The 18,074-nt window shown below is 49.6% G+C and carries 23 protein-coding genes; 13 read left to right on the top strand and 10 right to left on the bottom strand.

Annotated features, from left to right (window positions below):
* Positions 1 to 67: 67 nt before the first annotated feature.
* A complete protein-coding gene (locus KZ771_RS13160) occupies positions 68 to 1,123 on the top strand; it encodes a trypsin-like peptidase domain-containing protein (RefSeq protein WP_290653879.1) in 1,056 nt (351 codons plus the stop codon).
* A gap of 12 nt (positions 1,124 to 1,135) precedes the next feature.
* Here KZ771_RS13160 and murA read toward each other — a convergent pair whose 3' ends face one another.
* From murA to KZ771_RS13120, 8 genes are all read right to left on the bottom strand, one after another.
* Positions 1,136 to 2,395, bottom strand: coding sequence for a UDP-N-acetylglucosamine 1-carboxyvinyltransferase (murA, locus tag KZ771_RS13155; protein WP_290653878.1), 1,260 nt, complete (start codon positions 2,393 to 2,395; stop codon positions 1,136 to 1,138).
* An 8-nt stretch (positions 2,396 to 2,403) separates the two neighbouring features.
* A complete protein-coding gene (locus tag KZ771_RS13150) occupies positions 2,404 to 2,664 on the bottom strand; it encodes a BolA family protein (protein ID WP_133539747.1) in 261 nt (86 codons plus the stop codon).
* A gap of 42 nt (positions 2,665 to 2,706) precedes the next feature.
* Positions 2,707 to 2,997 (bottom strand): STAS domain-containing protein, encoded by a 291-nt coding sequence (locus tag KZ771_RS13145; RefSeq protein ID WP_290653877.1) that lies wholly within the window; start codon positions 2,995 to 2,997, stop codon positions 2,707 to 2,709.
* 12 nt (positions 2,998 to 3,009) lie between these two features.
* A complete protein-coding gene (locus KZ771_RS13140) occupies positions 3,010 to 3,666 on the bottom strand; it encodes an ABC transporter substrate-binding protein (RefSeq protein WP_290653876.1) in 657 nt (218 codons plus the stop codon).
* A 16-nt stretch (positions 3,667 to 3,682) separates the two neighbouring features.
* Positions 3,683 to 4,150: an outer membrane lipid asymmetry maintenance protein MlaD gene (mlaD, locus tag KZ771_RS13135; RefSeq protein WP_133539752.1), complete on the bottom strand. Its 468-nt coding sequence runs from the start codon at positions 4,148 to 4,150 to the stop codon at positions 3,683 to 3,685.
* A gap of 6 nt (positions 4,151 to 4,156) precedes the next feature.
* Positions 4,157 to 4,933, bottom strand: coding sequence for a lipid asymmetry maintenance ABC transporter permease subunit MlaE (gene mlaE, locus KZ771_RS13130; protein ID WP_290653875.1), 777 nt, complete (start codon positions 4,931 to 4,933; stop codon positions 4,157 to 4,159).
* Positions 4,933 to 5,733 carry an ATP-binding cassette domain-containing protein gene (locus tag KZ771_RS13125; protein ID WP_290653874.1) on the bottom strand — a complete coding sequence of 267 codons (801 nt, stop codon included), beginning with the start codon at positions 5,731 to 5,733 and terminating at the stop codon, positions 4,933 to 4,935. Before KZ771_RS13125 ends, mlaE begins: the two co-directional genes overlap by 1 nt.
* Before the next feature lie 102 nt (positions 5,734 to 5,835).
* Positions 5,836 to 6,390 (bottom strand): TetR/AcrR family transcriptional regulator, encoded by a 555-nt coding sequence (locus KZ771_RS13120; RefSeq protein ID WP_290653873.1) that lies wholly within the window; start codon positions 6,388 to 6,390, stop codon positions 5,836 to 5,838.
* Between the two features lie 157 nt (positions 6,391 to 6,547).
* On the opposite strand from KZ771_RS13120, the gene KZ771_RS13115 reads away from it, so the two are divergent.
* Genes KZ771_RS13115 through mgtE form a run of 11 tightly spaced genes read left to right on the top strand, consistent with a single transcriptional unit; the run spans position 6,548 to position 14,660 of the window.
* Positions 6,548 to 7,525: a KpsF/GutQ family sugar-phosphate isomerase gene (locus KZ771_RS13115; RefSeq protein WP_290570776.1), complete on the top strand. Its 978-nt coding sequence runs from the start codon at positions 6,548 to 6,550 to the stop codon at positions 7,523 to 7,525.
* 5 nt (positions 7,526 to 7,530) lie between these two features.
* On the top strand, positions 7,531 to 8,079 hold the full coding sequence (gene kdsC / locus KZ771_RS13110) for a 3-deoxy-manno-octulosonate-8-phosphatase KdsC (protein WP_290570870.1): 549 nt from the start codon (positions 7,531 to 7,533) through the stop codon (positions 8,077 to 8,079).
* On the top strand, positions 8,076 to 8,636 hold the full coding sequence (lptC, locus tag KZ771_RS13105) for an LPS export ABC transporter periplasmic protein LptC (protein ID WP_290653872.1): 561 nt from the start codon (positions 8,076 to 8,078) through the stop codon (positions 8,634 to 8,636). The genes kdsC and lptC overlap by 4 nt, the downstream gene beginning before the upstream one ends.
* A complete protein-coding gene (gene lptA / locus KZ771_RS13100; protein ID WP_133539766.1) occupies positions 8,608 to 9,141 on the top strand; it encodes a lipopolysaccharide transport periplasmic protein LptA in 534 nt (177 codons plus the stop codon). The genes lptC and lptA overlap by 29 nt, the downstream gene beginning before the upstream one ends.
* 3 nt (positions 9,142 to 9,144) lie before the next feature.
* Positions 9,145 to 9,870 (top strand): LPS export ABC transporter ATP-binding protein, encoded by a 726-nt coding sequence (gene lptB, locus KZ771_RS13095; protein ID WP_133539768.1) that lies wholly within the window; start codon positions 9,145 to 9,147, stop codon positions 9,868 to 9,870.
* A gap of 43 nt (positions 9,871 to 9,913) precedes the next feature.
* Positions 9,914 to 11,380 carry an RNA polymerase factor sigma-54 gene (locus KZ771_RS13090; protein ID WP_290653871.1) on the top strand — a complete coding sequence of 489 codons (1,467 nt, stop codon included), beginning with the start codon at positions 9,914 to 9,916 and terminating at the stop codon, positions 11,378 to 11,380.
* 28 nt (positions 11,381 to 11,408) lie between these two features.
* A complete protein-coding gene (gene hpf / locus KZ771_RS13085; protein WP_133539772.1) occupies positions 11,409 to 11,696 on the top strand; it encodes a ribosome hibernation promoting factor in 288 nt (95 codons plus the stop codon).
* 2 nt (positions 11,697 to 11,698) lie between these two features.
* Positions 11,699 to 12,169, top strand: coding sequence for a PTS IIA-like nitrogen regulatory protein PtsN (gene ptsN / locus KZ771_RS13080; protein ID WP_133539774.1), 471 nt, complete (start codon positions 11,699 to 11,701; stop codon positions 12,167 to 12,169).
* Positions 12,160 to 13,005, top strand: coding sequence for an RNase adapter RapZ (rapZ, locus tag KZ771_RS13075; protein WP_290570786.1), 846 nt, complete (start codon positions 12,160 to 12,162; stop codon positions 13,003 to 13,005). Before ptsN ends, rapZ begins: the two co-directional genes overlap by 10 nt.
* A 12-nt stretch (positions 13,006 to 13,017) precedes the next feature.
* Positions 13,018 to 13,293, top strand: a complete 276-nt coding sequence (locus KZ771_RS13070) for an HPr family phosphocarrier protein (protein WP_290653870.1) — start codon at positions 13,018 to 13,020, stop codon at positions 13,291 to 13,293.
* Between the two features lie 2 nt (positions 13,294 to 13,295).
* The gene (gene mgtE / locus KZ771_RS13065) at positions 13,296 to 14,660 is read left to right on the top strand and encodes a magnesium transporter (RefSeq protein WP_133539780.1); all 1,365 of its coding nucleotides are present in this window, start codon (positions 13,296 to 13,298) and stop codon (positions 14,658 to 14,660) included.
* 12 nt (positions 14,661 to 14,672) lie between these two features.
* Here mgtE and pmbA read toward each other — a convergent pair whose 3' ends face one another.
* Positions 14,673 to 16,019 (bottom strand): metalloprotease PmbA, encoded by a 1,347-nt coding sequence (pmbA, locus tag KZ771_RS13060; protein ID WP_290653869.1) that lies wholly within the window; start codon positions 16,017 to 16,019, stop codon positions 14,673 to 14,675.
* A 65-nt stretch (positions 16,020 to 16,084) separates the two neighbouring features.
* Here pmbA and yjgA point away from each other — a divergent pair, with 65 nt between their 5' ends.
* Entirely contained in the window at positions 16,085 to 16,606 is a 522-nt protein-coding gene (gene yjgA, locus KZ771_RS13055; RefSeq protein ID WP_133539784.1) for a ribosome biogenesis factor YjgA, read from the top strand.
* Positions 16,607 to 16,624: 18 nt separating this feature from the next.
* On the opposite strand, the gene tldD is transcribed toward yjgA, so the two are convergent.
* A complete protein-coding gene (gene tldD, locus KZ771_RS13050; RefSeq protein ID WP_133539786.1) occupies positions 16,625 to 18,070 on the bottom strand; it encodes a metalloprotease TldD in 1,446 nt (481 codons plus the stop codon).
* Between the last annotated feature and the right edge of the window lie 4 nt (positions 18,071 to 18,074).

Genomic DNA, 18,074 nt, shown 5'->3' with positions numbered 1-18,074 from the left:
TTCAAGCGCTTACAAAAAGGTGACAGCAGTGATAAGCTGATGTCACCTTTTTTGCAGGAATAATACCATGAGTTCAGCCCAGTCCATGTTTCGCTTTTTGATTCAGTCCGTCGGACTGGGGCTTGTTGTGGCAGCAATTGTGGTGCTAATGATGCCGCTTATCTCGCCACAGCAAAATACTTTGAATCCCGAGAGCGGTCCGTTAAGTTTTAACTACGCGGTTGATCGCGCCGCACCAGCCGTCGTCAACATCTACAGTCTGGGCGAAATCGAAGGTTCTTACTATCAACCTCAAACATCACGTGTATGGCGCCTGGGCTCAGGGGTCATCATGGATAGTCGCGGTTATATCCTGACGGCGCAACACGTAGTTGACAACGTTGATCAAATATTGGTGGCGCTGCAGGACGGCCGTCAATACGGAGCGCAATTAATTGGCAGCGACTACTATACCGACCTGGCTGTGTTGAAAATTGAAGCCGACAACCTACCCGTCATACCGACCGCCGATAAGCCTCAGCCACGTGTCGGAGATATTGTATTGGCAATCGGTAACCCCTATAACATCGGCCAAACTATTACCCAGGGTATTATCAGTGCAACAGGTGGACGCGTGGGCGTTAGCCGCAGTTCATACTCCGACTTAATTCAAATGGATGCCGTTATTAACCAAGGCGCATCAGGCGGTGCGCTGGTGAATACCGCTGGTGAGCTCATTGGCATTAATAACGCCCGTTTCAATAACGCCTTTGGTGACGGTATCGAAGGCATTTATTTTGCCGTGCCATACAGTAATGCCCGCGAAATTATGCAAACCCTTATCGCCGAAGGTAAGGTCGTTCGGGGCTGGATTGGCATTAGTGTGGATCCCAACTCCAGCGACCAACTTGCGCAGCAAGGTATTCAGGTGACTGCCGTTGATCCCGGCAGCCCTGCTGCTGTCGCCGGTATGCGCCAGGGAGATATTATTACGCGTATCGGTGGAAAGCCGGTTCGCTCCGCGTCGGAAGGTATGCGAGAAGTGGTTAATGCTAAACCGGGTTCAGCCTTAGACATTACGATTTATCGTAACGGCGAGCCACAACAACTCACCGTTACAACCGCTGAACCACCGGGTGGTTAGACGTACCGGGCGTTAACTGCTAACGCGTTCAATGTCAGCGCCTAACTGACGTAATTTGTTTTCGATGGACTCGTAGCCCCGATCGATATGGTAAATGCGCTCCACGACCGTTTGGCCTTTTGCAACCAGCCCCGCAATAACCAGTGACGCCGACGCGCGTAAATCAGTACACATAACTTCCGCGCCGGTTAGCTCAAGAACGCCTTTACTAATCGCGGTATTACCTTCTAATTCGACCTGAGCCCCCATACGGCGTAGTTCGGGAATATGCATGAAACGATTTTCAAAAATCGTCTCACGAATCCATCCACTGCCCTCCGCAATACAGTTTAAAGCGCAGAACTGTGCCTGCATATCGGTTGGAAATGCCGGGTGAGGTGCGGTAATAATGTTAACCGGTTGCGGACGCTTATCAGCACGTATCCGGATCCAGTCGTCCCCTTTTTCGATCTGCGCGCCAGCTTCGCCAAGTTTCTTTAACACTGCATCAAGGCAGTCCGGATCGGTATTTCGACAGGTTACGTCACCCTGAGTTGCTAGCCCTGCCACCAAAAACGTACCGGTTTCGATACGATCGGGCATAACGGAGTAGCTACCACCGTGAAGTCGTTCGACCCCATTGATGGTAATAGTGTCAGTACCGGCTCCTTTAATGTCGGCGCCCAGCGTATTTAGAAAGTTGGCCAGATCGATAATTTCCGGCTCTCTTGCCGCGTTCTCAATCACCGTCTTGCCGTCAGCCAGGGTTGCGGCTGTCATTAGGTTTTCAGTGCCGGTTACACTAACCGTATCCATCAAAATCTGTGCGCCCTGCAGACGCCCGTCAACCTGCGCCTTGATATAGCCATTTTCAACCGTGATCTGTGCGCCCATTCGGCGCAGTCCTTCAATATGCAGGTTCACTGGCCGAGCCCCGATAGCGCAGCCGCCGGGAAGAGATACTTCCGCCTCACCGGTACGAGCCAGTAACGGACCTAATACCAGAATCGACGCGCGCATCGTCTTGACTAACTCGTATGGTGCAATAGTTTGCTGCAGTGACGCCGGCGAGATGGTCACCTGACCTTGTGTAATGCCACTGTGATCAATGCCCAGCGTCTGTAACAATTTAAGTGTCGTTTTAACGTCATGTAACTGCGGTACATTGCTGATGGTGACGGGTTCGCTTGCGGCAACCGTCGCTAGCAAGATTGGCAATGCTGCATTCTTGGCACCGGATATGGTGACATCGCCAACCAAGCGATGCCCACCATTAATATGAAATTTGTCCATGCGTGCAGTTAACCCTGTGGCATGACGAGCTTTTTATCGCGCGCCCAGTCGGCAGGAAGGTAGGTTTTTATGGATACTGCGTGCAACGTCCCGTCAGCAATTAGAGGCTTGAGAGGCGCGTAAACCAATTGCTGACGCTTGACTCGGGATAACGGCTCAAAAACGTCACCCACTGCGATGATGTTAACGTTGGCACCATCGAGTTTAACGTGCACTTCCGCCAGTTCGATTTGTTCCTTTAGTACATTTTCTATTTGTTCTGCGTCCATTATATTAACCCTTGTTACTGCAGGCAGTTAGCATTTAGGACGCTAGCTTAACGAAAGCACGCCCTCAACGCCACTGACTGCGGCAATTTGTTGTAACTGTTGGTTGGCGCCAACACAGCTGATGTCGCTAAGCCCCTGTTCTTTAACCAGGTCCAGCAACAGCGCAACCCCGGCCGTATCAACATTAGAGACGTCACTGAGATCGATTTTTGTTACCTTATCAGCACTGATCGCCTGCCGCCACGTTGTCCAGATGGACGGAATTGTATGCCGCGTTAACGAACCACTGATGGTTAGTACCTGCTGCTCGATGGCAAAGGTAATATCACTCATTAGCTGCCCCTGTTAGGCCGGTACATCAACTTCATCATCAAGACGAATCGGTTGCTGCGCTTTGTTATTCAACAACTCTATGGTGTTGTCGATACCGCGCGAGCGGATCACCGCGTTAATTTCGCTTTGTTTGCTGGAAAGCAGGCTAACACCCTCGACAACTAAGTCATATGCTTTCCAGATCTCGCTATCCGCATCGTAGCGTACGCGAAAGTTTAACCGAATGGGGTCGCGTCCTGTCTCGACAACCCGGGTCTCTACAGTTACGTCCCGATCACTGGCTGAGACGTTTTTAGGATTAACAAATTCAACCTCGTGTTTGGTCTCGTCATATTGTGTAAAAGCCCGGGCATAGGTTGCAACAATGTAGTCTGTAAAAGCTTGGTAAAAAGCCTGACGCTGTTCATTGCTGGTATCCTTAAAGTAACGTCCAAGTACCTTTTTCGAAGCAAAAATATTATCCACGTAGGGCATCAGCTCGTCTTCTACAATCACTTTAAGGTGATCTGGATTTTCATTAATCATATCGCGTTCGTTGGCGATACGTTGAAACGTCTGCTCGGCAACCTTCTCAAGCAGACGGTACGGATTATCGTCTTTTATCAACTCTGCCGACGCGGGAGCCACCAGCATCAATGCACTAATTGCCCAAATCACTAAGGTTTTCATGTTACTACTCCTTAAATTAGTCGTTGCCCTGGCTGAATAAGAATTGGCCAATTAACTGTTCCAACACCAATGCTGACTTAGTATCGCTAATGGTATCGCCGTCTTCCAGCATACCCACGGTGTCATCAATAAAGCCTGGCTGCAGTCCAAGATATTGCTCACCCAATAAGCCCGAGGTCAAAACTGATAACGAACTGGTCTCTGAAAATTGGCTGTAATCAGCGCTAATTTCCATTTCTACTGTGGGTTCATAATATTCCCCAGTTAGCGATATCTGACTGACCCGGCCAACAACAACCCCACCCACCTTTACCGGTGAACGAACTTTTAAACTGCCGATATTATCGAACTTGGCATACAGCGTGTAAGTTTCTCCTGCCGTTGCCGCACTGCCGCTGGCAGCGCGCAGTGCTATAAATGACAGCGCCAGCACACCTAATACGACAAATAAACCGACCCAAATCTGTGTTTTACGTGATTCCATGGTTTTCTACCCACCAAACATCAAAGCTGTAAGAATAAAATCAAGACCTAAAATAGTGAGCGATGCAGTCACTACCGTAGACGTTGTTGCGGTACTGATACCGGCAGAGGTTGGCACCGCGCGATATCCTTTATAAAGAGCAATCCAGGTAACAACAAAAGCAAATACGATGGACTTAAGTATCCCGTTTAACAGATCGTCATACCAATCGACAGACGACTGCATAACCGACCAGAAGGCACCTTCGTCGACTCCCAGCCAGCCTGAACCAACCAAATAGCCACCGTAAATACCTACTGCTGAGAATATCAGCGCTAACAACGGCATACTGACAAAGCCCGCCCAAAAACGCGGTGCAACAACGCGCCGCAGCGGATCAACCGCCATCATTTCCAGGCTCGACAACTGCTCAGTTGCTTTCATTAATCCAATTTCAGCTGTAAGCGCAGAACCTGCACGTCCCGCAAATAATAGCGCTGTGACAACCGGCCCCAGCTCACGCAACAGCGACAGAGCGACCATGGGCCCCAACGACTGTTCGGCGCCATAGTCAACCAAAATGGTGTAACCTTGTAAGCCCAGTACCATGCCGATAAACAGGCCACTGACAATAATAATTAACAGCGATAATACGCCAACCACATACATTTGCTGAATAAAAAGAGGCAATGACTTACGTGGATTTGGCTTACCAATAAGCGCATTCATCAGCATCGCCAGTGCGTAACCAATTCCGGCAACTTGATCCAACGACTTCTTACCCAGACGACGTAGCATTTCCATTATTGCGCCCCCTTTAGCAAATCCGTTGCAAAGTCGTCGTCACTGTAATGGAACGCAACCGGTCCATCGGCTTCGCCATGCAAAAACTGTTTAACAATAGCCGTACTGTCGCTTAACAGAGCTTTCGGCTCACCTTCTGCAACCACGCGTTTGTCGGCAATAATATAAGCGTAGTCTGCAATACTGAGCACTTCATCGACATCGTGTGTTACTACAATCGAGGTTAAGCCAAGTGAGTCATTGAGTGACTTAATTAGTTTGACTATAACGCCCATTGAAATAGGGTCCTGCCCGGCAAAAGGTTCGTCATACATAATTAAATCCGGGTCCAACGCAATGGCACGTGCTAACGCCGCCCTTCGCGCCATGCCACCGGATAGCTCAGCCGGCATCAGATGACGTGCGCCGCGCAATCCGACGGCTTCAAGCTTCATAATGACAATGCTACGAATGAGTGTTTCAGGTAAGTCGGTATGTTCACGCAGCGGAAACGCAACGTTGTCAAAAACACTCATGTCGGTAAACAATGCGCCGCTTTGGAATAACATACTCATGCGCTTGCGCAGTTCATACAACGGCTTTCGTGACAACGCCGGTACTTCCTCACCAGCCACCTTTATGCTGCCCGAGGTTGGTTTTAACTGGCCACCGATCAAGCGCAGTAATGTCGTTTTACCGATGCCACTGGGGCCCATCACAGCAACTGTTTTGCCTTTCGGCACAGTTAATGACAAGCCTTCATATATTGAACGCTCGCCATGGGCAAAATGCACATTGTTCAGCTCAACAAAATTGCTCACTGTGCTTCCTGTTTTTTAGTTTCTATTAAGCTTACGTAGTTTAGCCTGTAAGCGTCTAATCAATAACTGTAAAAATGTTGCAAAACGTATCAGTTAATCGAATCAATCGGTGTCGCCGATACTATCAACCAAAACCATTAATTTTTGCGCAAACTGCTCTCGATCGGCCTGGCAGTGCTGGCACAATTGCAATTGCTCAAATAAACGCGCACCGTGAACTGAGAAAAACAATAATTCCGCCAACTGCGAATCCGCTGTGGCGTTTTTTATCGTCTCAAACGTTTGTCGCACGTGGCTTTGTAATGGCTCAAGTAATTCAGGGTTATTAGCAGCTACGGCTAACATACCGCTACTGAGCTGTGCACACTCGGCGTCACTATTTAACGAGGCCAGCAATATGCTTTTTAGTTCTTTACGCGGGTCATCATTGAGTTGATCACGAAAATGCGCGCGTAACTGGTCAAATTGCGCCACCATACGCTCTAACATGGCAGCCAATAGCGCGTCTTTATTGGCAAAGTGGTAAAGTAACCCGCCTTTGCTAATGCCGGTTTCCTGGCACAAGGCATCGAACGTCAAATGCGCTGCGCCCTGCTCGGCAACAAGCTTTTCCGCTGCACCGATAATCACGTCACGACTACTTGGACGACCTGCCATAGAATTCAGCCACCTTTTATAAACCGTCTGGATGGTATAGTAATTAAAATATGCCATAAAAGCAATAGCCGAAAGTTCACAGAACTGACTTCATGGTAGGCACAGATAGGTCAAATAACGTATCATTAAGCTAAGCAACAGAATTAGGAAAAAAAGCATGCAGCAAATCACCGAAGATTTTAAAGCACTCGGTAAAGAAGTGCTTGAAATTGAACGGCAAGCTATCGACGATCTACAACAGTATCTCGATGTCAATTTTGACCGTGCCTGTCAGACGTTATTTGACTGTCGCGGACGCGTTATTGTAATCGGGATGGGCAAATCAGGTCATATCGGCGGCAAAATTGCTGCCACCCTGGCATCGACAGGAACCCCATCGTTTTTTGTGCACCCCGGCGAAGCGAGCCACGGCGATTTGGGCATGGTCACCGAGCATGATGTTGTTATCGCAATATCCAATAGCGGCGAGACGGCTGAGGTCTTAAACATTATTCCGGTGATAAAACGCCTGGGCGTTAAACTGGTAGCCATGACCGGCAATCCTGAGTCGACGTTAAGCCGCCTTGCCGACGTTCATGTGTGTATTAAAGTCGAGCAGGAGGCCTGCCCGTTGGGCTTGGCGCCAACGGCTTCAACCACTGCTACGCTGGTTATGGGTGACGCCTTGGCTGTTGCATTGCTTAAAGCCCGCGGCTTTACCGCAGACGACTTTGCCTTATCACACCCGGGGGGCTCGCTGGGTAAACGCCTGCTACTGCGCTTGCAAGACGTGATGCATACAGGTGAGCGAGTTCCCGTTACGCATAAATCAGCATTGATTAGCGAAGCCCTGTTAGAGATGTCACGCAAAGGCCTGGGCATGACGGCTATCGTTGACGATAACCAGCGGTTGGCAGGGATTTTTACTGACGGTGACCTGCGCCGTATTCTTGATAATCGCATTGATGTGCATAGTACCGGTATCAGCCAGGTTATGACGCGCTCCTGCACCACCGCCAATGCCGATATGTTAGCCGCGCAAGCGTTAAAGCTTATGCAGGACCGTAAAATCAACGGCCTCATCATTATTGACGAAGACGGCAAACCGGTCGGCGCGATGAATATGCATGATTTACTGCAGGCTGGAGTGGTCTAATGAAAATGATCAACACCTGGTACGGCGACATTGAGCAATCGTTACTGGATAAATTCCGGCAGGTACGATTACTTATCCTGGACGTCGATGGCGTGTTTTCGGATGGACGTATTTACTTAGGTAACGACGGCGAAGAATTCAAAGCCTTTCATACCCGTGACGGCTTTGGCATGAAAGCGCTGGCCAATGCCGGCTTCGAGACCGCTGTTATTACCGGTCGCGAGTCATACATTGTTGAACGCCGCATGCAGCATTTAAGTGTCGGACATATTTTTCAGGGCCAGTCGGACAAAACAGTCGCTTACCAGCAGTTATTACAGCAGCTTTCGCTGCATGACAGTCAGGTGGCTTATGTTGGCGACGATGTTCCGGATTTAGCATTGATTCAACGCTGCGGCCTGGGTATCGCCGTTAATGACGCGCATCCAGCGGTGCAGCAGGGAGCCGATTACATTACCCGTTGTGTCGGTGGTCACGGTGCGGTGCGAGAAGTTTGTGACCTACTGCTATTAGCTAACGGTCAATTACGTCAAGCCGAGGGAATTAGTCTGTGAACAGACGTGTCGCGCTAATCTTACTGCTACTTTTTGGTGCCGGGGTACTATTGGTCTGGCGCCCATTCAGCAGTGGCGACGGCGAAGGCAGTGAGCGACGCTCGCAAGTCATGCAGCCCGACTTCACCGCACGCGGCTTGCAGACACGTTTATTTGAGTCCGGCGGTGACTTAGCACACCAGCTAGATGCCGAAGGCATGGCGCATTATATCCAAATTGGCTTGACCGAGCTGACTCAGCCCACCTACACGGTATACACCCAGGATGACTTAGCAACATGGCAGATCAGCGCCGAGCAAGGTACATTTTACGATGACCAAACGCTGATTCTGGAACGCGGAGTTGAAATCATTTCGCTACAGCCTGATACTGCAATACAAAGGGTAATTACAGAATACCTGGTTATCGATATGGCAGCTGAAAGTATGCGTACCGACTATCCAGTAACGTTATTTGGTCCGCAATTAACTATCCGTGGAGATGGTTTAAAAGCTGACCTATATGCTGAAAAGATGGAGTTAAATCGACATGTTAAGACCGTATTTGAGCCTCGTTAGCGGCCTTGTTGTGCTGTTCAGTAGCGCCGTATTTGCACAGGGCGAAGCGGACTTTTCTAAAGCGATTGAGCTGACAGCCGGCCATGAAGAACTGGATATCAAAAATAATAAGTTGTTGCTAACCGATAACGTAACAGTAACCCAGGGGTCGCTTGTCATAAAAGCCGACCGCCTTGAAGCGCTGCGTAATAACGAGCAGCAAGCAGATACCTTCATTGCCGAAGGAAACCCTGCAACCTATACCCAGCAACTAGAAGACGGCTCAACTATCAGCGCTCAAGCGCAACGTATTACCTACTATCAGGCGCGCGAAGTGCTTGAACTCGTGGGTGATGCGCAAGTATCCCAGGGTGCCAGCCGCTCTAGTGCGCAGATTATTACCTATGACCTCGCCAAACAAACCTTAAGCGCCAGCGGCGAGGGCTCAGAGAACAACCGGGTAACAACCATTTTTACGCCCACCAAAAAGGACGACAACGACGACCAAAACGGGGGCAATCGCTAACTTATGGCTACGCTTTCGGTTCGTCATTTAGCAAAAAGTTACAAACGTCGGCAAGTGGTTAAAGATGTCAGCCTGGAGGTTAGTCAGGGCCAGATCATCGGCTTGTTGGGCCCTAACGGCGCAGGTAAAACGACCACCTTCTATATGATTGTGGGTTTGGTTAATAGTGATAAAGGCCAGATTTATCTGGATGACACTGACCTAACGCTGTTGCCTATGCACGAGCGAGCACGCCGGGGGATTGGCTATTTGCCACAGGAGTCGTCGATATTCCGCAAACTGTCAGTACGCGACAACCTGATGGCCATTTTAGAAACTCGAAAATCGCTAAGCGCGGTTGAGCGTGAAGAAAAAGTTGATGCGCTACTGGAAGAATTCCACATTGGCCATATCGCCAACAGCCTGGGGATGAGCCTGTCCGGAGGCGAGCGTCGCCGGGTAGAAATTGCACGGGCGCTGGCAGCTGATCCCACCTTTATTTTACTGGATGAACCCTTTGCCGGTGTCGACCCGATTTCAGTCTTAGACATCAAAAAAATTATCGAACATTTAAAAAATCGCGGTATTGGCGTGCTAATTACTGATCACAACGTGCGCGAAACACTCTCGGTTTGTGAACACGCTTACATTGTCAGTCACGGCCAGTTGATTGCCAGTGGTGACGCAGACAGTATATTATCAAACCAACAGGTTAAAGATGTTTACCTCGGCGAACAATTTACGCTGTAAGCCTATTCAGTAACGACTGATGCGAGAGCCGGGAGCCTAACGTATGCGACAAAGTCTTCAGCTAAAAATGGGTCAGCAATTAACCATGACCCCACAGTTACAACAAGCAATTCGCTTGTTGCAATTGTCATCGCTTGATTTGCAGCAGGAGATCCAGGAAGCACTCGATAGCAACCCACTGCTGGACGTCGAATCGGATATCTCAGATGGCGGCGCAGATGGTAAGGCACATAACGCGTCATCACGCGACCGTGACGATAGCCAACAAGAAACCTCCGACGTATTAAAAAAAGACCAGTTGCCTGATGACCTGCCGGTCGACAGCAGCTGGGATGATACCTATACCTCGTCCACGCCAGCATCGATGACCAGCGGTAACGGAAAAAGTTTTGAGGGCGAAATGGACGTGTACCAGGGCGAAACCAGCGAAACACTGCAGGATCATTTACTGTGGCAAATGCAGCTGTCGCACTTCAGCGATGAAGACACCGCCATTGCCGAAGCGATCATCGAATCTATTAATGATAATGGTTATCTCACCTCAAGTATCGACGAGCTAGTTGATGCGGTCGGTCTCGATGAGGTTGGCCAGGAAGAAATCTGTATGGTGCTGAAACGCATACAGCATTTTGATCCCGTGGGCGTTGGCGCGCGCGACGTTGCTGAGTGTTTAACTATACAGTTGCAGCAACTAGTAGAAGAAAGCCCGTTAAGAACACAAACGATAGAGCTCGTTCAGCAACACATGGAATTACTCGGCAACCGTGATTACCGCACGATTATGCGCAAAATGCGCCTGTCTGAGGCAGAGCTAAAAGCTTGTATGCAGTTAATCCAACAGTTACATCCTCACCCCGGCGAACAAGTGGCGCAAAAACCGGTGGAGTACGTTATTCCGGATGTGTCTGTGGTAAAAAAACAAGGCCGCTGGGTGGTCGAATTAAATCCTGACAGCGTACCTAAATTAAAGGTTAATGAAGAATACGCGGCGCTTAGCAAAGCGGCCAAATCCGAGGCTGACTGCAACTACATAAAATCGCATACCCAGGAGGCGCGCTGGTTTATTAAAAGTCTGGAAAGTCGCAACGATACCCTACTTAAAGTTGCAAACTGTATCGTGCAGCGCCAGCAAGGCTTTTTCGAGTACGGCGAAGAGGCTATGAAGCCCATGGTTCTTAACGATGTCGCCGAAGCAGTAGAGATGCATGAGAGTACAATTTCGCGGGTGACGACACAGAAGTATTTGCATAGCCCCCGCGGTGTTTTTGAGTTGAAATATTTTTTCTCCAGTCACGTCAACACAGAGGCAGGAGGTGAGTGTTCAAGTACTGCTATTCGTGCTTTAATTAAGAAGTTAGTGGCGGCAGAAAATCGCGCCAAACCATTGAGTGACAGTAAAATTGCTGAACTCATTGCGGAGCAGGGAATCAAAGTGGCAAGGAGGACCATTGCAAAGTATCGGGAGTCGCTTAACATCGCGTCCTCGAGCCAACGCAAGAGTCTGCTTTAAATCGTGTAGCTATAAGAAGGAAGACGTTATGCAAATAAATTTGACCGGTCATCACATTGATATTACTGACGCACTGCGTGACTATGTAGATACTAAGTTCGCTAAGTTAGAGCGACATTTCGACCACATTAACAATGTGCACGTCATCCTTAAGGTTGAGAAAACGGATCAAATCGCCGAAGCGAATTTGCACGTTAACGGCGGCGAAATTTTTGCCGACGCCAAACACGAAGATATGTATGCGGCAATTGATGGCTTAATTGATAAGCTCGATCGCCAGGTTATTAAACACAAAGAGAAACTCAAAAAGCATTAATCATGCAACTGTCTGAACTATTAAGCCCCGACTGCACCAAGTGTGCAGTCGAGGGTGCCAGCAAAAAGCGTTTACTCGAGGCTATTAGCCAAATTGCGGCCCCCAAATTGGTCGGCATTACTCGCCACGATATTTTCGAAAGCTTGTTGAATCGGGAGCGTTTAGGCAGTACCGGAATTGGGCTGGGTATTGCCATTCCTCACGGTCGGCTTGCCAATGCCACACAACCTGTCGCTGTGTTACTGACGTTAGAAAAACCTATCGAATTTGATGCTATCGACAATCAGCCCGTGGATATTATTTTTGCCTTACTGGTGCCTGAATCAGAGCACGAAAATCACCTACAAACGCTTGCCGCGGTTGCCCGCCGTATGAACGATAAAGTCTGTACTCGCGCGCTACGACAAGCCGAATCTGACAAAGATCTCTATGACATCTTTGTTGACGAGAGTAACGACGGATCATGCAGCTAATTATTGTTAGTGGCCGTTCGGGCTCAGGCAAAACTATCGCGCTAAGGGTGCTTGAAGATTTAGGTTACTATTGCGTTGATAATTTGCCGATTGCGCTGCTGCCTACCCTGGTTCATGCCGTAATGGCTCAGTATGACCGTATAGCTATTAGCATTGATGTTCGTAACCTGCCAGAGAATTCAGAAGAACTGTTAGAATCGCTCGACTTTTTACCCTCAGACGTTGAGCCGGAAATTCTGTTTATTGACGCGGATGATCAAACACTACTGCAACGCTTCGGCGAAACACGTCGCTTGCATCCGCTGTCGCAAAAAGAGCTACCGCTAACTGACGCTCTGCAGCTTGAGCACAAAGTGCTTGAGCCAATTATGGAGCGTGCCACCTGGCGTATCGACAGCAGTAATTTGTCGTTACATCAGTTAAGTGAGCAGGTCACTGAAAGGGTGTTAGGCAAAGCCGAGAAAAAACTCATTATCGTATTTCAGTCGTTTGGCTTTAAATACGGTTTACCCAAAGACGCTGACTTTGTATTTGACGCCCGTATTTTGCCAAATCCTCATTGGCAACCCGAGCTCAAATTGTTATCAGGACTGGACGAAGACGTACAACATTACTTTCGGCAACAACCGTTGGTGGCGAAATACATCCATCAAGTCGAAAACTTCCTTGCCACCTGGATTCCGCATTTTCAGCGCAGTAATCGCAGCTATTTAACCATCGCAACAGGCTGTACCGGCGGACAACATCGCTCGGTCTATATCACCGAGCAATTGGCTGAACGGTTTAAACAAACAGCGATAAATGTTCAGGTTCGACACCGCGAAACCAAAAAATAGCACAGGTGAGCTATGACAATACATTGTAAAACCCTGATTATTCGTAATAAACTTGGGTTGCATGCACGAGCCGCCACCAAACTCGCACAATTAACACAACGTTTTGACGCGACCATCACCGTAGAACAAGATGGCCAGAAGGTGGATGCTGCCAGCGTTATGTGCCTGATGCTATTAGCCGGCAAACAAGGCAAGGAGGTAGAGGTATGCGCCGACGGCGAGGATGCGGAAGCCGCCCTGGCTGCCATTACCGGACTATTTGCACAGCGCTTTGAGGAAGAACAATAACCATGATCGCCGAGCTGTCCGATAAAGAATATGCCATGCAGCGTATTCAAGAGGTTAATGCTGCCTTAGCGGACGGTATGTACGTGGCTGCGCGGCGTATGCTGCACAATATGCCAGCCTGCGACGTGGCATTACTGCTGGAGTCTTCACCGCCGAAGAACCGGGCGATAGTCTGGAAACTGGTTGATGTTGACGAACACGGTGAAATTCTAGAAGAACTATCTGAAGAAGTTCAGAAGTCGATAATCCGGCAGATGGCCCCGGAGCGACTGGCTGCAGCAACCGAGGGCATGGATACCGATGACCTTGCCTATGTTCTGCGAGGCCTGCCCGACCAGGTTTATCAAGAAGTATTAAAATCAATGGACGAGCGCGACCGCGAACGCGCCGAGACCGCGCTTTCGTATGATGAAGATAGTGCCGGCGGTATTATGAATACCGACACTATCACAGTTCGTGCGGACGTTACCGTTGATGTTGTATTGCGTTATTTACGCCTTAAAGGCGAACTGCCGGAAGCGACTGACATGCTTTATGTCGCCGATCGCAACGACAAACTGATCGGTGAAATTTCGCTTGCCCGATTGGTTACCGTCGATCCCAGTCGGCTGGTCAGCGATATCATGTCGGCGGATGTCGTTAGTGTCCCGGTTGATATGGACGAAACCGAAGTCGCCAAATTATTCGAGCGCTTTGACTGGGTATCAGCACCTGTAGTTGATTCCGAACAACAGCTTGTTGGTCGTATTACCATTGATGACGTGGTCGATATTATCCGCGAAGAGGCTCAACACTCGATGCTGAGCATGGCGGGTTTAGAAGATGATGAAGACACCTTTGCCCCGGTTCTGAAAAGTACCCGCCGCCGCACCGTATGGTTAGCGATTAATTTGGTAACGGCTTTACTGGCTGCCATGGTCAGCTCGCTGTTCGAAGACATTCTTGCGCAAATGGCCGTACTAGCCATTCTTAACACCATTGTGCCCAGCATGGGCGGTATTGCCGGTAGCCAGACGTTAACGCTGGTCATTCGTGGTATGGCATTGGGTCATATCGGCACCAGCAACTCGCGCTGGCTGATCGGTAAAGAACTTGCAATAGGTGCCCTCAACGGCGTCATTTGGTCTATTTTGATTGCCGCTGTGGTAGCACTATGGATGCAAAGCTGGCTGGTGGGGGCAATTATTGCGTTTGCAATGATGGCCAACCTACTGGCAGCGGCACTCGCAGGTGTTACTGTGCCGATGATTTTGAAGAAGTTCGACATTGATCCGGCGCTGGCAGGCGGTGTTATCCTGACAACAGTCACGGACGTGGTAGGTATTTTTGCCTTCCTTGGCACAGCAACCCTGTTACTTTCGGCTTAGGCTATTAGTGAACTAAACACCGGCAATACGAAGCTCATCTAATAACACTGACCCCGTGTGTAACGCGTGACGTTTATCAACATCGCCACCAATTTCGACGATATTTGCCAGCATGTCTTTGAGATTACCGGCGATGGTTATCTCTTCTACCGGGTACTGAATTTCGCCGTTTTCGACCCAGAAGCCGCCGGCACCACGCGAATAGTCACCGTTGACCAGGTTAACGCCCTGCCCCATGAGCTCAGTTACTAATAGTCCGGTACCCATTTGCTGGCACAACTGCTGCAGGGTCTTATCTGAGTGCGTCATGCGCCAATTATGAATACCACCCGCATGACCGGTTGGCTGGCGGTTAAGTTTGCGCGCCGCATAGCTAGTCAGTAAGTAGGTCTGTAGTACGCCGTCCTTAATAATATCGCGCGCCTGCGTCGCTAAGCCTTCATTGTCGAAGGGACTGCTGGCTAAACCGCCAACAATCAGTGGATCTTCGTGAATAGTCAGCCATTCCGGCAGAATTTGAGTATCTAGTGCATCCAGTAAAAAGCTCGACTTGCGATAAAGGTTGCCACCACTAATCGCGGCCACTAAATGGCCGAACAGACTACCGGCGACATCAGCCCTAAAAATGACCGGTACTTTGGCGGTATCAATTTTACGAGCACCCAACCGCGACAACGTCTCACTGGCCGCATCCTCAGCGACTTTTTCGGCTTGCTCCAGCTCATCGGTTTTACGCGCCACGGTATAACTCATGTCGCGCTGCATTTTGCCATCTTGCTCGGCAATTAACACACAGCCTAAATTATGCCGTGACTGCAAATAACCGCCCAGAAAGCCATGACTGTTGCCATACACTTTAAATCCGGTATGTGAGCCGTACTGCGCACCATCAGAATTAACAATACGCTTATCCAGTGATAGCGCGTGGCGCTCGCAACGCAGTGCTTGTTCAATGGCATATTCCGGACTTTGGTCGCCCGGATGACATAAATCCAGCTCTGGAATATCGCCCGCCATTAACGCTTGCGGTGCGAGCCCGTTAAATTCATCAGCCGATGTGTGCTTAGCAATTTCACAGGCTTTTTTTACTGCTGCATGAATTGCCTCAGAAGACAAATCAGTGGTCGACGCTGAACCTTTTTGGTGATCTCGATAGACTGAAATGCCCAAAGCACCGTCTTGATTAAATTCGACGGTTTCGACTTCGCCCATACGAGTACCGACGGAAATTCCGCTACTTTTACTAATTGAGCACTCAGCACTGGTCGCGCCCAACTTGCCTGCAATAGCTAAAGCCTCTGCTACGGCATCTTCGACCTGTTGCATCTGTTGTTGCAACTCTGCGCGTTGTAATTTCAAAAAGCACTCCTTAAACCGCAAAAACTGTTAAAATAACCGCTTAATTACTTGTAAGACGATAAACTATGACAGCACCTGATAACGATACTGATTACACCAGCGATGATGACCAGCACATCAGCAAGTCGCAAATTAAACGCGAAGCTGAAGCACTGCAAAAGCTCGGTACTGATTTAATTAAGCTAACCGACACTCAACTTAAGCAAATACCGTTGGACGACGAATTGCGTGATGCCATTTTGCTGGCCCGCCGTATTCAGAAAAAGCACGAAGGCTTTCGCCGTCAATTACAATTTATCGGTAAACTCATGCGCCAGCGTGATCCCGCTCCTGTTCAAGCCGCACTTGATGATCTCAACGGTCGCCATCAAAAAGAAGTAGCCGAATTCCATGAGATAGAGCAGTGGCGTGACCGAATCGTTCAAGAAGGCGCAGTGGCCATTGACGAATTTTGTCAGCAATATCCGCAAGCCAGTCGCGACGAATTGTTAAGCTTGCATGGCGAACACCTACAACAGCAGGAGCATAACAAACCGCCGATGGCGTCACGCCGGGTTTTCGTTATATTGCGTAAGATCATGCGCTAGCTGTTGCTCAGTTACGCTTTACTCAGTACCGCCCACGGTCATGGCATCAAGCTTTAACGTGGGCTGTCCAACCCCGACCGGCACGCTCTGCCCATCTTTGCCACACACACCAACGCCCTCGTCTAAGGCCAGATCATTACCGACCATAGACACCTGCGACATCGCTTCCGGGCCATTACCAATCAAGGTTGCGCCCTTAACCGGCGTGGTGATTTTACCGTCTTCAATCAAATAAGCTTCGGATGCTGAAAACACAAACTGCCCGGAGGTGATATCCACCTGTCCACCAGCAAAATGAGGCGCATAAATACCACGTTTAACGCTGGCGATAATTTCTTCCGGCTGGTGTTCGCCGGCCAGCATGTAGGTATTGGTCATGCGCGGCATTGGCAAATGCGCATAGCTCTCGCGTCGGCCATTCCCGGTTACCGGCATTCCCATCAGGCGGGCATTCATTTTGTCCTGCATATACCCTTTTAGCACGCCCTTTTCGATCAGCACGTTGTAGCCACTTTCAGTGCCTTCGTCATCAATACTCATCGAGCCACGGCGGTCACCCAGGGTTCCGTCATCGACTATGGTGCATAGCTCCGAGGCAACTTTTTCACCTATTTTACCGGAGTACGCAGACGACCCTTTGCGATTAAAATCGCCTTCCAGTCCGTGTCCCACAGCCTCGTGCAACAAGACTCCCGGCCAGCCTGAGCCCAGCACCACCGGCATCGTCCCGGCCGGGGCAGGAATCGCCTCCAGATTAACCAACGCCTGGCGTACCGCTTCTTCAGCGAAGGTCTGCCATCTGGGCTTACCATCAACCAATAAAAAGTAGTCGTATCCAACACGGGCGCCACCGCCGGCTGTACCGCGTTCGCGACGACCATTATGTTCGGCGATCACGCTACAGTTTAGCCGCACTAACGGTCGCGTATCGGCCGCCAGAGTACCGTCAGTAGCAGCCACTGCAACATCATCAAAGCTCGCTGCCAGGCTTACCACCACTTGTGACACACGGGCATCTTGAGCCCGCGCATGGGCATCAACTTGTTTCAATAACGCTATTTTGTCGCCCTCGGTCATCGACGACAACGGATTAATTGCTTGATAGCGCGCAGTAACCTGTTTGGATTGCAACGGTTTAGCTACTTTACTTTGACCCTGTCGAGATATACCTCGGGCAGCCTCGCATGTCCGCTTCAGCGCCGATAATGTAATTTCATCAGCGTAGGCAAAGCCGGTTTTTTCGCCCTGAACGGCGCGCACACCCATCCCTGTCTCGATGTGGTACGCACCATCTTTTATTATTCCGTCCTCCAAAACCCAAGATTCATTGACGCTATTCTGAAGGTAGATGTCGGCGAAATCGATATCGCCGCTATAGAGTGTGGCAAGCGCTTGTTGCAACGCTTGTTCATCAATATCCCACTCGCTTAACCATGTTAGTGGCGATTGACTGTGTTGTGTCATGAAA

The organism is Idiomarina sp. (assembly GCF_019431395.1).
In the GTDB taxonomy this organism is placed as follows: domain Bacteria; phylum Pseudomonadota; class Gammaproteobacteria; order Enterobacterales; family Alteromonadaceae; genus Idiomarina.
The sequence above is the reverse complement of the archived record's forward strand: the minus strand, read 5'-3'. Positions and strand labels throughout refer to the sequence as shown.

Excerpts from the sequence above, each read along its gene's own strand:
- KZ771_RS13160 (WP_290653879.1), top strand. The coding sequence starts at position 68 with ATGAGTTCAGCCCAGTCCATGTTTCGCTTTTTGATTCAGTCCGTCGGA.
- murA (WP_290653878.1), bottom strand. The coding sequence starts at position 2,395 with ATGGACAAATTTCATATTAATGGTGGGCATCGCTTGGTTGGCGATGTC.
- KZ771_RS13150 (WP_133539747.1), bottom strand. The coding sequence starts at position 2,664 with ATGGACGCAGAACAAATAGAAAATGTACTAAAGGAACAAATCGAACTG.
- KZ771_RS13145 (WP_290653877.1), bottom strand. The coding sequence starts at position 2,997 with ATGAGTGATATTACCTTTGCCATCGAGCAGCAGGTACTAACCATCAGT.
- KZ771_RS13140 (WP_290653876.1), bottom strand. The coding sequence starts at position 3,666 with ATGAAAACCTTAGTGATTTGGGCAATTAGTGCATTGATGCTGGTGGCT.
- mlaD (WP_133539752.1), bottom strand. The coding sequence starts at position 4,150 with ATGGAATCACGTAAAACACAGATTTGGGTCGGTTTATTTGTCGTATTA.
- mlaE (WP_290653875.1), bottom strand. The coding sequence starts at position 4,933 with ATGGAAATGCTACGTCGTCTGGGTAAGAAGTCGTTGGATCAAGTTGCC.
- KZ771_RS13120 (WP_290653873.1), bottom strand. The coding sequence starts at position 6,390 with ATGGCAGGTCGTCCAAGTAGTCGTGACGTGATTATCGGTGCAGCGGAA.
- KZ771_RS13115 (WP_290570776.1), top strand. The coding sequence starts at position 6,548 with ATGCAGCAAATCACCGAAGATTTTAAAGCACTCGGTAAAGAAGTGCTT.
- kdsC (WP_290570870.1), top strand. The coding sequence starts at position 7,531 with ATGATCAACACCTGGTACGGCGACATTGAGCAATCGTTACTGGATAAA.
- lptA (WP_133539766.1), top strand. The coding sequence starts at position 8,608 with ATGTTAAGACCGTATTTGAGCCTCGTTAGCGGCCTTGTTGTGCTGTTC.
- lptB (WP_133539768.1), top strand. The coding sequence starts at position 9,145 with ATGGCTACGCTTTCGGTTCGTCATTTAGCAAAAAGTTACAAACGTCGG.
- KZ771_RS13090 (WP_290653871.1), top strand. The coding sequence starts at position 9,914 with ATGCGACAAAGTCTTCAGCTAAAAATGGGTCAGCAATTAACCATGACC.
- hpf (WP_133539772.1), top strand. The coding sequence starts at position 11,409 with ATGCAAATAAATTTGACCGGTCATCACATTGATATTACTGACGCACTG.
- ptsN (WP_133539774.1), top strand. The coding sequence starts at position 11,699 with ATGCAACTGTCTGAACTATTAAGCCCCGACTGCACCAAGTGTGCAGTC.
- rapZ (WP_290570786.1), top strand. The coding sequence starts at position 12,160 with ATGCAGCTAATTATTGTTAGTGGCCGTTCGGGCTCAGGCAAAACTATC.
- KZ771_RS13070 (WP_290653870.1), top strand. The coding sequence starts at position 13,018 with ATGACAATACATTGTAAAACCCTGATTATTCGTAATAAACTTGGGTTG.
- mgtE (WP_133539780.1), top strand. The coding sequence starts at position 13,296 with ATGATCGCCGAGCTGTCCGATAAAGAATATGCCATGCAGCGTATTCAA.
- yjgA (WP_133539784.1), top strand. The coding sequence starts at position 16,085 with ATGACAGCACCTGATAACGATACTGATTACACCAGCGATGATGACCAG.
- tldD (WP_133539786.1), bottom strand. The coding sequence starts at position 18,070 with ATGACACAACACAGTCAATCGCCACTAACATGGTTAAGCGAGTGGGAT.